This window comes from Streptomyces sp. NBC_01264 (assembly GCF_026340675.1).
Lineage (GTDB): Bacteria > Actinomycetota > Actinomycetes > Streptomycetales > Streptomycetaceae > Streptomyces.
In genome coordinates this window covers 4,160,599-4,172,055 of the sequence record NZ_JAPEOX010000001.1, presented here as the reverse complement: position 1 = coordinate 4,172,055, position 11,457 = coordinate 4,160,599, and the positions used below count along the sequence as shown (strand labels likewise).

Annotated in this window: 9 protein-coding genes; 8 read left to right on the top strand and 1 reads right to left on the bottom strand. The window is 72.1% G+C overall.

Features of this window, described 5'->3' with window-relative positions:
• Positions 1 to 169 precede the first annotated feature (169 nt).
• The 8 genes from OG435_RS19170 to OG435_RS19135 all read left to right on the top strand — a co-directional run bounded on the left by OG435_RS19170 (position 170) and on the right by OG435_RS19135 (position 10,886).
• Positions 170 to 1,510 carry an acyltransferase family protein gene (locus tag OG435_RS19170; RefSeq protein WP_266878191.1) on the top strand — a complete coding sequence of 447 codons (1,341 nt, stop codon included), beginning with the start codon at positions 170 to 172 and terminating at the stop codon, positions 1,508 to 1,510.
• A 28-nt stretch (positions 1,511 to 1,538) separates the two neighbouring features.
• Positions 1,539 to 3,338 carry an ABC-F family ATP-binding cassette domain-containing protein gene (locus OG435_RS19165; RefSeq protein WP_266878189.1) on the top strand — a complete coding sequence of 600 codons (1,800 nt, stop codon included), beginning with the start codon at positions 1,539 to 1,541 and terminating at the stop codon, positions 3,336 to 3,338.
• 49 nt (positions 3,339 to 3,387) lie between these two features.
• Positions 3,388 to 3,891 (top strand): GNAT family N-acetyltransferase, encoded by a 504-nt coding sequence (locus tag OG435_RS19160; protein ID WP_266878188.1) that lies wholly within the window; start codon positions 3,388 to 3,390, stop codon positions 3,889 to 3,891.
• A 224-nt stretch (positions 3,892 to 4,115) separates the two neighbouring features.
• A complete protein-coding gene (locus OG435_RS19155; protein ID WP_266878186.1) occupies positions 4,116 to 5,816 on the top strand; it encodes a PQQ-binding-like beta-propeller repeat protein in 1,701 nt (566 codons plus the stop codon).
• A 73-nt stretch (positions 5,817 to 5,889) separates the two neighbouring features.
• Positions 5,890 to 7,653, top strand: a complete 1,764-nt coding sequence (locus OG435_RS19150; protein ID WP_266878185.1) for a PQQ-binding-like beta-propeller repeat protein — start codon at positions 5,890 to 5,892, stop codon at positions 7,651 to 7,653.
• 127 nt (positions 7,654 to 7,780) lie between these two features.
• A complete protein-coding gene (locus OG435_RS19145; RefSeq protein ID WP_266881880.1) occupies positions 7,781 to 8,470 on the top strand; it encodes a response regulator transcription factor in 690 nt (229 codons plus the stop codon).
• A gap of 95 nt (positions 8,471 to 8,565) precedes the next feature.
• Positions 8,566 to 9,585: a UDP-glucose 4-epimerase GalE gene (gene galE, locus OG435_RS19140; protein ID WP_266878184.1), complete on the top strand. Its 1,020-nt coding sequence runs from the start codon at positions 8,566 to 8,568 to the stop codon at positions 9,583 to 9,585.
• 515 nt (positions 9,586 to 10,100) lie between these two features.
• Entirely contained in the window at positions 10,101 to 10,886 is a 786-nt protein-coding gene (locus OG435_RS19135) for a LuxR C-terminal-related transcriptional regulator (protein ID WP_266878182.1), read from the top strand.
• Here the strand turns inward: OG435_RS19135 and OG435_RS19130 are convergent.
• Entirely contained in the window at positions 10,845 to 11,342 is a 498-nt protein-coding gene (locus OG435_RS19130) for a MarR family winged helix-turn-helix transcriptional regulator (protein ID WP_243335294.1), read from the bottom strand. The genes OG435_RS19135 and OG435_RS19130 overlap by 42 nt on opposite strands.
• Positions 11,343 to 11,457: the final 115 nt, after the last annotated feature.

Sequence of the window (11,457 nt, the reverse complement as noted above, 5' to 3'; positions counted from 1 at the left end):
CTTCGCCCCCGCGCAGCGGCAGGGTCGCAGGCGGGATGCCGCCCCGCGCAGCGGAGACGGGGCGGTCGGACCGGGGGGCTGGGGTCGGGGGCGCCCGCCCCGGGTACCTAGGTGGGAGTGAGTACTCGCGCCCTGTTGCCGGGACGGCCCGCGCGGGAGCGTAGGGGTCATGGGAGCCAGCGCAAGCGACATCGCCGCACACACCCCCGCCACCCGGGACCGCTACGTCGACCTGCTCCGGGTCGCCTCGCTCGGGACCGTCATCGCGGGGCACTGGCTGATGGCCGCCGTCAGTACCGACGGCATAGGCAACCTGCTCGCCGTCGTGCCGCCGCTGCAGGTGCTCACCTGGGCGCTGCAGGTCATGCCGGTGTTCTTCTTCGTCGGCGGGTTCTCGCACGCCCTGTCCTACCGCTCCCTCGCCCGCCGCACCGACGGCCCCGTCTACGCCGCCTTCCTGCGGGCCCGCCTGCGCCGGCTGCTGCGGCCCACCCTCGTCTTCGTCGGCGTCTGGACCGCCGCGGCCCTTGCCGCGCAGCTCCTCGGCGGGGGCGGCGGGCGGCTGTCCGGGGCGGCGTTCCGGCTGGTCACGCAGCCGCTGTGGTTCATCGGGATCTACCTCGCGATGGTCGCCCTCACCCCGCCCCTGCTGACCCTGCACGAGCGGTACGGCTGGGCCGCCTTCGGGGCCCTGGCCGGGGCGGCGGCCGCCGTCGACCTGCTGCGCTTCGCGGGCGGTGTCCCGTACGCCGAGTTCCTGAACTTCGCCTTCGTCTGGCTCGCCGTCCACCAGCTGGGCTTCCTGCGCGCCGATGGGCGGCTCCGCCGCCCCGGCGCCCTCGCCGCCGCCGGGCTCGCCGGGGCCGTGGCGCTGGTGGCGTACGGGCCGTACCCGCTGTCCATGGTCGGGATGCCCGGGGAGAAGGTCTCCAACATGGCCCCGCCCACCCTCGCCCTGCTCGCGCACGGGATCTGGCTCGTGGGCGCCGTGGAACTGCTGAGGGCCCCCGTCGGCGCCTGGCTGGACCGGCCCGGGGTCTGGCGCGGCGTGGTCGCCGCCAACGGGGTCGCCATGACCGCCTTCCTCTGGCACCTCACCGCGATGCTCGCCGTCTACGCCGCCCAGCTGGGCCTCGGCATCGCCCTGCCCGAGCCCGCCGGGGCGGCCTGGTGGGCCCAGGTCCCGGTCCGGTTCCTCGCCGCCGCCGCGCTGACCTGCGTACTCGTCGCGGTCTTCCGCCGCTTCGAGGCCCCCGTCACAGGCAGCGCAGGCAGCGCGAGCAGCGGCGCCGGTCCCGGCTCCGGCCCCCGCGCCGCCCTCGGCACCGCCCTCTGCCTGCTCGGCGTCCTCGGGCTCTCCACGACCGGCCTCGGCGGGCTCCTGGAAGGCCACAGCGCCACGCTGATTGCCCTCCCGGTCACCGCGCCCGCCGCGATCGGCATGGCGCTGGGCGGCTGGCTGCTGGTGGAACGGTCCGGCACTTCGCGGAGGGTTAGGCTGAGGGGCTGATCCACACCCCTTCCCTGGAGCGCTCCTGATGGCCGTCAACCTGGTCAATGTCGAGGCAGTCAGCAAGGTGTACGGCACCCGTACCCTGCTCGACGGCATCTCCCTCGGCGTATCCGAGGGGGACCGGATCGGTGTCGTAGGCCGCAACGGCGACGGCAAGACCACCCTCATCCGCATGCTCGCCAAGCTGGAGGAACCCGACACCGGCCGGGTCACCCAGAACAGCGGCCTGCACATGGGCGTGCTCACCCAGCACGACTCCCTCGACCCGAAGGCCACCGTCCGCCACGAGATCATCGGGGACATGGCCGACCACGAGTGGGCCGGCAACTCCAAGATCCGCGACGTGCTGACCGGCCTCTTCGGCGGGCTCGACCTGCCCGGCTTCGGGCAGGGCCTCGACACAGTCATCGGTCCGCTCTCCGGTGGCGAGCGCCGCCGCATCGCGCTGGCCAAGCTGCTCATCGCCGACCAGGACCTCCTCGTACTCGACGAGCCCACCAACCACCTCGACGTCGAGGGCATCTCCTGGCTGGCCAAGCACCTCCAGGAGCGCCGCTCCGCGCTCGTCTGCGTCACCCACGACCGGTGGTTCCTCGACCAGGTCTGCACCCGCATGTGGGACGTGCAGCGCGGTGACGTCCACGAGTACGAGGGCGGATACAGCGACTACGTCTTCGCCCGCGCCGAGCGCGACCGCATCGCCGCGACCGAGGAGTCCAAGCGGCAGAACCTGATGCGCAAGGAGCTCGCCTGGCTGCGCCGCGGAGCCCCCGCGCGCACCTCCAAGCCGCGCTACCGCATCGAGGCCGCCAACGAGCTGATCGCCGACGTGCCGCCGCCGCGCGACAAGTCCGCGCTGATGAAGTTCGCCAACGCCCGCCTCGGCAAGACGGTGTTCGACCTGGAGGACGTGACCGTCCAGGCCGGCCCCAAGACCCTCCTCAAGCACCTCACCTGGCACCTGGGCCCCGGCGACCGCGTCGGTCTCGTCGGCGTCAACGGCGCCGGCAAGACCTCCCTGCTGCGCGCCCTCGGCGAGGCGGCCCGCACCCAGGGCGAGGTCCAGCCGGCCGCGGGCACCGTGACCGTCGGCAAGACCGTCAAGCTGGCCTACCTCTCGCAGGAGGTCGGCGAACTCGACCCGTCCCTGCGGGTGCTGGAGGCCGTCCAGCGCGTCCGCGACCGGGTCGACCTCGGCCAGGGCCGCGAGATGACGGCGGGGCAGCTGTGCGAGCAGTTCGGCTTCACCAAGGAGAAGCAGTGGACGCCCGTCGGCGACCTCTCCGGTGGCGAGCGGCGCCGGCTGCAGATCCTGCGCCTGCTGATGGACGAGCCCAACGTCCTCTTCCTCGACGAGCCCACCAACGACCTCGACATCGAGACCCTGACCCAGCTGGAGGACCTCCTCGACGGCTGGCCCGGGTCGATGATCGTGATCTCGCACGACCGGTTCTTCATCGAGCGCACCACCGACACGGTCATGGCCCTGCTGGGCGACGCGAGCCTGCGGATGCTGCCGCGCGGCCTCGACGAGTACCTGGAGCGCCGCCAGAAGATGATCGACGCGGCCTCCCCGGCCCCCGCCCAGGCCGCCGCCGGAAAGTCCTCGGCCTCCGGGGACGCGCGCGCCGCGAAGAAGGAGCTGCAGAAGATCGAGCGGCAGCTCAACAAGATGACGGACCGCGAGAGCAGCCTGCACGCCCAGATCGCCGAGAACTCCACCGACTTCGACAAGGTCGCCAAGCTCGACGCCGAGCTGCGCGAACTCATCTCGGACCGGGACGACTTGGAGATGCGCTGGCTGGAGCTCGCCGAGGACGCGTAGCCCCGAATCCGGGTGCGGTACCCGGAGCGCGGCTGCTATCTCCTGGTGGATGGAACCACTGCGCACCCGACGCCTCGTCCTGCTCCCGCTCGACGCCGACCGGGCCCGGCGGCTCGCCGCCGGACCATCCGGACCACCCGGTCCGTCGGACCGCTGGGCCGAGGGCTATCCGGAGGCCGGGGACCGGGCCGGGGCCGAACGGTATCTGCGGGTCCTGGCCGACACGGGTGACCCGGCGCCGTACGGGGCGTTCGAGATCCAGCGCCGCTCCGACGGGCTGATGATCGGCGGCGCCGGGTTCCACGGCCCCGCCGACGGGGCGGGCCGGGTGACCGTGGGATACGGGCTGGTGCCCGCCGTACGGGGCCAGGGGTACGCGGCCGAGGCCCTCCGGGCCCTGCTGGAGCACGCCCGCGCCCAGGGGGCGGTCACGGTGTCGGGCGACACCGACCGGGCGAACACGGCCTCGCAGCACGTCATGGCGGCCGCCGGAATGCACCCGGTCGGCGAGGACGCCCGACTGCTGTACTACGCGGTGAGTTGGACGCGTTGAGAGGGAAGCGGCGACCCGTCCGCGGTGAGCCGCGCGCGGGACCGGGAGCAGGACCGGGAGCGGCTGAGGATCCCGTACCGCTGCCCGCGGCCCCAACAGGGCGATAACGGCGGCATCACGGGCCGGTCCTCCCTTGGGAACAGGGGCCGGACCGGCCCGGGCAGTTCTCGCCGGCAGTGATAGAAAGGGCTTCCTCCCACACCCGAAGCCGAAGGTATGCGCTGATGACCGAGCCGCCCCAGCCGCCGAACCCTTCCGGTTACGGACACCTGCCCGGGCCCCCGCAGCCCGGGTACGGCTTCCCGCCGCAGCAGGGCGAGAACCCGTACGCGCAGCAGCCCCAGCAGCCCCCTCAGCCCCAGCCGCAGGGCCCGTACGGCCAGCAGCTGCAGGGCGGCCCGTACGGCCAGCAGCTGGCCGGGGGTTACGGCTTCCCGCCCCAGCCCCCGCACATGCCCCCCGGCGCCCCGGGGTTCCCCGGCATGCCGCCCGCGCCGCCGGCCGGGCCGAAGAAGAAGCTCGGCGTGCTGATCGCGGCCGCGGTCGCCGGCGTCCTCGTCCTGGGCACCGGCGGCTACTTCCTGCTCTCCGGCGATGACAAGCGCAACGACAAGGTCATCGGGGAGGACACCACGCCGCCGCCCGTCGACGACAAGGCCTCGCCCTCCGCCTCCGTGGACAAGGGAGACGGCAGCGGCAACGGCGGTGAGGAGGAGCAGGACCTCAACGCCGGCCGCAAGCAGGGCGAGGACAAGGTCCTCTGGCTCAAGACCAGCACGATCAACGGCCCCGGCGGGGGCGTGGACTCCAAGGGGCAGTGGATCGTCGGGGACACCGTCGTCAAGACCGTCTGGAAGTCGGTCACCGGCTACGGGGTCAAGGACGGCAAGGAGAAGTGGACCCTCGCCCTCCCCGCCGAGATCTGCGGGGTCACCGACATGACCGCGGACGGCAAGACCGTCGTCATGTACAAGAACGGCGAGTCCGACGGTGCCGACTGCAACATGATGCGGCTGATCGACCTCAAGGCCGGCAAGGAGGGATGGACGAAGGAGGTGCCGAAGGAAGGCCTCTTCGACATCATGACCTCCCCGGACCTCGCCCTCACCGGTGACGCCCTCGTCGTCAACCGGACGGGCACGGTCAGCGCGTTCAAGGTCAGCACCGGGGACAAGCTCTTCGACAACAAGCGGGAAGAGGGCTGCCGGCCCACCGACTTCGTCGCGATGAACGGCAAGATGCTCTCCGTCGCGACCTGCCAGGACGTCGACAAGACCGTCCAGGTCATGGACGCCGACCCGGCCACCGGCAAGAACACCTGGATCTACAAGCTCCCCAAGGGCTTCGACGTCAAGAACGTCTACTCGCTCGACCCGATCGTCCTCGACCTCGGCAACGAGGCCAAGGAGCGCTCCATCGTGGTCCTCGGACCCGACGGCAAGCAGCGCGCCACCGTCTCCGGCGAAGGCACCTTCCCGGTCGGCTGCGGCGGCCTCTTCAGCTTCAACCGCTCGCTCCAGAGCTGCGGTTCCTCCTACGTGGACGCGAACACCCTCTACCTGCCGACCAAGGCCGACATCGGCAAGCCGAACGAGGTCGTCGCCTTCGACCTCGGCACCGGCAAGGTGAAGTGGCGCACCCCGGCGGGCGAGGGACGCACCCTCACCCCGCTCAAGGCGGCGGGCGGCAAGGTCGTCGTCTACCGCGAGGCGGAGAGCGACAAGGGCGGCGAGGTCCTCACGATCCCGGCCGCCGGAGGCACGCCCACCGCTGTCCTGCGCAACCCGTCCGGCGCGGCGGCCCCGGTGGAGAGCTCCTTCTACTCCCCGAACGTGGACTACGTGGACGGCCGGCTGTTCATCTCCGCCTCCCACCTGAAGGCCGAGAACAAGAGCGAGAAGTTCCTGATGGTCTTCGGCAAGTGAGAGCCCGCCCCCCAGCGCACGAGCAGCCCGCCGAGCAGTCCGCCGAACCGCCCACCGAGAGGCAGTAGCACCGATGAGTACCCCGCCGCCCCCCAGCCAGCCGCCGTCCGGCGGCTTCGGCGCGCCGCAGGACCAGCCGCCGGGCGGCTACGGCGCGCCCAAGGACCAGCCGCCCGGAGGGTTCGGCGGGCCCCCGCCGGTGCCCCCGGCCATGCCGGCCGGCCCCCCGCCGCCCCCGGCCATGCCGCCCGCGCCCCCGGCCGTGCCGCCGACGGTCCCCGCCGGGGCGCCCGCGGGGCAGGCCTCGTACGGCTATCCGCAGGAGCCCTACGGCTACCCGCAGCAGCCGCAGCCCGTCACCGCGCCCATGTACGCGGCCCAGAGCCCGGCCGCGCCCGCCGGCAGCGGCGGCAACGAGATCCGCACCCAGCTGATGATCGTTGGCGCGGCCCTCCTGGCCATCGTCCTCATCATCGGCGGCGGCTTCTGGTACGTCTCCGGCGAGGACAAGGGCTCCGGCAACCAGCCCGTGGCCGACGGCGGCACCGACGGCGACAAGGCGAAGGGCGGCGGCACCGAGAAGGTACCGGCCAAGACCAAGTCGAAGACGCTGGTCAACCTCCCGATGCCGGAGTCGAAGGAGATCGTCCAGATCCCCGGCTCCTGGCTCACCGACACCACCTACGCCAAGTCCGACATGGGCAAGGTCGTCGGCTACAACGTGGCCGACGGCGCCAAGAAGTGGGAGGTCCCGCTCGGCGCCAACGTCTGCGCCGCGAGCCGCTGGGTCTCGGACAACAAGACGGCGATCCTCTTCGACGAGGCCCTGCCGACGGCCGAGAAGAAGTACCAGCCGTGCAACCAGGTGGGCGTCATCGACCTGAACGCCGGCAAGCTCCTGTGGAAGGCCACCACCAAGACCCAGGGCGGCGGCGACAAGCCGATCGAGTTCAAGGAGGTGACCGTCAGCGGCCAGACCGTGGCTGCGGGCGGACTGTACGGCGGCGCCGCCTGGAACCTCGCCGACGGCAAGCCCCTGTGGAAGCCCAAGATCGACGCGGACGACTGCCAGGACCTCGGCTACGGCGGCGGCCCCGCCCTCGCCGTGATCCGCCGCTGCGGCCGGTACGGGAACTACGCGATGTCCGCGCAGGCGCTCGACCCGGTCACCGGCGCACCGAAGTCCACGTACAAGCTCCCCCCGGGTCTGGAGGACGCCGGGATCGTCTCCAGCAAGCCGCTGATCGTCTCGGCGGACGTCAACCACACCTCCAAGAACGCCATCGGCGTCAGCGACCTCTTCGTCCTCGACGACGGGGGCCAGCTCAAGGCGCGCATCCCGCTCACCTCGGGCAACTACAACCCCGAGTGCGGCCTCAGGGTCGAGGACTGCACCAACATGGTCGTCGGAAACGGCAAGCTCTACCTGCCGACCGAGGAGCACAAGGGGGGTACGACCGACTACGGCCGCACCAACGAGATCGTCTCCTTCGACCTGGAGACCGGCAAGCTGACCGCCGACCGCGCCGACGCCGGCGAGCGCTACACGATCTACCCGCTGCGCATGGACGGCTCCAACCTCATCGCCTACAAGGTCCCGCCCTACGACGGCGGCGGCCAGGTCGTCTCCATCGACGGCAAGACGATGAAGGAGACCCTGCTCATGCAGAACCCGGCGGACAAGGAATCGCAGCGCGCCGAGACCCAGTTCCTGCCGGACTCCGGCGAGTTCCGCTACGGCAACGGGAAGCTCTTCATCGCCCGCAACGCCGTGCACAGCAAGTCCACGGTGTCCACCGACCCGTACTACAACTTCGTCTCCTTCACGACGGGCTGACCGAAGCGCAGCAGCCCGGAAGCCCCCGGAGGGTCCGTCCTTCCGGGGGCTTCTGCGCGGTTATCGCACCGCGCCGTCGAACAAGCGTGTAGCTTGCCGGGGCAGAAGGGCGGGGGTGGGTGCCTCAATGGGCGTACGGGTCATGGTGGTCGACGAGCACCGGCTGCTGGCGGAGGCGCTCGCCTCGGCCCTGAAACTGCGCGGCCACCGGGTGCTGGCTGCCGCCGCGCCGGCCGCGGGGGCCGCCGAACTGGTCATCAGCCGCGCCCCGGAGGTCTGCCTGCTGGGCACGGCCACGCCCGCCGAGCCCGGGGTCTTCGAGCCGATCGTCCGGATCAAGCGGGAGCGCCCGCAGATCGCCGTGGTCGTCCTGGGCCCGGTGCCGAGCCCGCGCGGGATCGCCGCCGCCTTCGCGGCCGGCGCCTCGGGGTACGTACGGCACGACGAGCGCATCGAGGGCGTGGAGCGGGCCCTGGCCAAGGCCCGGGCGGGGGAGGTGGCCATCGCGCCGCAGCTGTTGCAGGGTGCCTTCGCGGAGCTGCTCAACCCCACCGCCCAGCCCGACGACGAGGGCAGCCGGCTGCTGCGGCTGCTCACCCCGCGCGAGGTGGAGGTGCTCGTCCGGGTCGCCGAGGGGGAGGACACCCGGCTCATCGCCGCCGGCATGGCCATCGCGCCGAGCACCGCGCGCACGCACGTCCAGCGGGTCCTGATGAAGCTGGGCGTGGGCTCGCGGCTGGAGGCGGCCGCGCTGGCCGCCCGTACCGGTCTGCTGGACCGGGCCGGACTGCCGCCGTCCGGGGGCGCCGGGCTCTGATCCGGGCCCGGGATTTCCGCGGGAGCGCGGATTCGGGTATGCCGGTGACCAGCACGCGCACGGTGCGTGCGTTTCCGGCGAGAGGCAGTAGGCGCGTGAGCGAGACGGCGACATCCAAGGCTCCCAAGGATCCCAAGTCTTCGAAGGCTTCCCATGCTTCCAAGTACCTCGTCACCGGCGGAGCCGGGTACGTGGGCGGGGTGGTCGCGGCCCATCTCCTGGAGGCGGGCCACGAGGTCACCGTCCTCGACGACCTCTCCACCGGCTTCCGTTCCGGGGTGCCGGCCGGAGCCGCGTTCGTCGAGGGCCGCATCCAGGACGCCGCCGAGCACCTCGACCCCTCCTACGACGGCGTCCTGCACTTCGCGGCCTCCTCGCAGGTCGGCGAGTCCGTGGTGAACCCCGGCAAGTACTGGGAGAACAACGTCGGCGGGACGCTGGCCCTGCTGGCCGCCATGCGCGGGGCGGGCGTGCGCCGGCTGGTGTTCTCCTCCACCGCGGCCACCTACGGCGAGCCCGGCGACGGGCCGCTGACCGAGTCCTCGGTGACCGCCCCCACCAACCCGTACGGGGCCTCGAAGCTGGCCGTCGACCACATGATCGCGGGGGAGTGCGCGGCGCACGGCCTCGCGGCGGTCTCGCTGCGCTACTTCAACGTGGCGGGCGCCTACGGGCAGTTCGGCGAGCTGCACGACCCCGAGAGCCACCTGATCCCGCTGGTCCTGCAAGTGGCCCTCGGCGAGCGGGAGTCGATCTCGGTGTTCGGCGAGGACTTCCCGACCCCGGACGGCACCTGCGTACGGGACTACATCCACGTCGCCGACCTGGCCGAGGCGCACCTCGCCGCGCTCCGGGTGGTCGGCGAGGGGGAGCACCTGGTGTGCAACCTCGGCAACGGCAGCGGATTTTCGGTCCGCGAGGTCATCGAGACCGTCCGCAAGGTCACCGGGAAGGAGATTCCCGAGGTGGTGGCCCCCCGCCGGGCCGGCGACCCGGCCTTCCTCGTCGCCTCCGCCCGCAGGGCCCACGAGCGGCTCGGCTGGACCCCGACCCGTTCGGACCTCACGGGCATCGTGACGGACGCCTGGAACTTCACCCGCGCCCGGCGCGGCTGAGCCCACCGGCACCCACCGGCACCCACCGGCACTCATCGGTACCCATCAGCAACCACCGACCCCCCTGCCCCACGCGCCCCCGCCCTGACCAGGGCGGGGGCGCGCGTGCGTTCCGGGCGCGCCGCCGCCGGGCGCTGCGCGCGGGCGCCCGGCGTGCGCACGCCGAGTGAAATACCCCTCGTGCAACTGCCCGCGGCACACGACCGGACGGAACGGGCCGTCAGTCGGGTGGATTGTGGGCGATTTCAAGCCATCTCGGAGCCGCTCCGGAAGCGCCTCGCCGGAAAATCGCTCGGAAAACTTCTGTAATTCGGCCAACCACGAGCCGACCCCGGCCCTACGCTGATGCGTGACACCGGTGGGGGCCGGTGTTGATTCAGGGGTCGAGACAAGTCGGGTACGACGTCCGGTCCGGGGTAGTGCAGAGATGTCACGGCGGCGGCCGCGGCGCCTGCGGATCACCCGGTCCGGGCGTCGTACCCGCAGTCGTCCGTTCCCCGACCCTTGGGGGTTTTGTGGTCCGTATCCGGGTACTCGTGGTCGACGATCACCGCATCTTCGCCGAATCTCTCGCCGCCGCGCTCGCGGCCGAACCGGACGTGGACGTCTCCGCGGCCGGCAGCGGCCCCGCCGCGCTGCGCTGCCTCGAACGCGCGGTGGCCGAGGGCCGCCGCTTCGACGTCCTGCTGGTCGACGCCGACCTGGCCGCCGTCCCCGTGGGCGTCCCCGCCCAGCGGGAGTCCGGCTCCGCGACGCCCGCGGCCGACGGGATCGCGCTGGTGGCGGGGGTACGGGTGTCCCATCCAGCGGTCCGTACGGTCGTGCTCGCCGAGCGCGACGACGCACGCCGGGCCGCCCTCGCACTTCAGGCGGGCGCCTCGGGCTGGGTGGCCAAGGACTGCTCGCTCTCGCGGCTCCTGGCCGTCATCCGCGGAGTCCTGCGCGAGGAGACGCACCTGCCGCCCGCGCTGCTCACCGGAGTGCTCCGCGAACTGACCGCGGCGCGCAAGCACCGTACCGACAGCGAACGGCTGGTGGAGTCCCTCACGCCCAGGGAGCACGAGGTGCTGCGCTGCATGGTGGCAGGGCTGGGCCGCAAGGACGTGGCCGCGCGGCTGTTCCTCTCCCCGCACACCGTCCGCACCCACATGCAGAACGTGCTGGGCAAGCTGGGCGTGCACTCCACCCTCGCGGCGGTCGCGCTGGCCCGGCGGGCCGGCGTACGGCCCGCCGATCTGCCCGGACTGCCGGGGCAGGGACTAGCCGGGGATGTTGTCGAACGGAGCGGTCAACTGGCGTAGCAGGCCGGCGAGATCGCCGCGCTGCGTCCGCGAGAGCTGGGCCAGGATCGCCCGTTCCTGGGCCAGTAGCCCGGCGAGCGCCTGGTCGGCGCGGTCACGGCCCTCGGGGCTGAGGCGCACCAGGACCCCGCGGCGGTCGTTGGGGTCCGGCAGCCGCTCGACGAGGCCCTTCTTGGCGAGCCGGTCGATGCGGTTGGTCATGGTCCCCGAGGTCACCAGGGTCTGCGTCAGCAACTGGCCGGGGGAGAGCTGGTAGGGCGCGCCGGCCCGCCGCAGCGAGGTCAGGACGTCGAACTCCCAGGGCTCCAGGCCGTGCTCGGAAAAGGCCAGTCGGCGGGCACGGTCGAGGTGCCGCGCGAGCCTGCTGACGCGGCTGAGCACCTCGAGCGGTTCCACGTCGAGGTCAGGGCGCTCCCGCCGCCATGCCGCGACCAGTCGGTCGACCTCGTCCTCCATGCGGATCAGTGTAAAGGGTCTGTCGACGTGAAGTCTCTTTAAATCGAGTATCTCGATCTAGAGTATCTTGACATCGAGATATATTTTCCGCCACCATGGGGCATGGAGGGGGCCG

Coding starts and splice junctions, on each gene's coding strand:
- OG435_RS19170 (WP_266878191.1), top strand. CDS start 170: ATGGGAGCCAGCGCAAGCGACATCGCCGCACACACCCCCGCCACCCGG.
- OG435_RS19150 (WP_266878185.1), top strand. CDS start 5,890: ATGAGTACCCCGCCGCCCCCCAGCCAGCCGCCGTCCGGCGGCTTCGGC.
- OG435_RS19130 (WP_243335294.1), bottom strand. CDS start 11,342: ATGGAGGACGAGGTCGACCGACTGGTCGCGGCATGGCGGCGGGAGCGC.
- OG435_RS19165 (WP_266878189.1), top strand. CDS start 1,539: ATGGCCGTCAACCTGGTCAATGTCGAGGCAGTCAGCAAGGTGTACGGC.
- OG435_RS19145 (WP_266881880.1), top strand. CDS start 7,781: ATGGGCGTACGGGTCATGGTGGTCGACGAGCACCGGCTGCTGGCGGAG.
- OG435_RS19160 (WP_266878188.1), top strand. CDS start 3,388: ATGGAACCACTGCGCACCCGACGCCTCGTCCTGCTCCCGCTCGACGCC.
- OG435_RS19155 (WP_266878186.1), top strand. CDS start 4,116: ATGACCGAGCCGCCCCAGCCGCCGAACCCTTCCGGTTACGGACACCTG.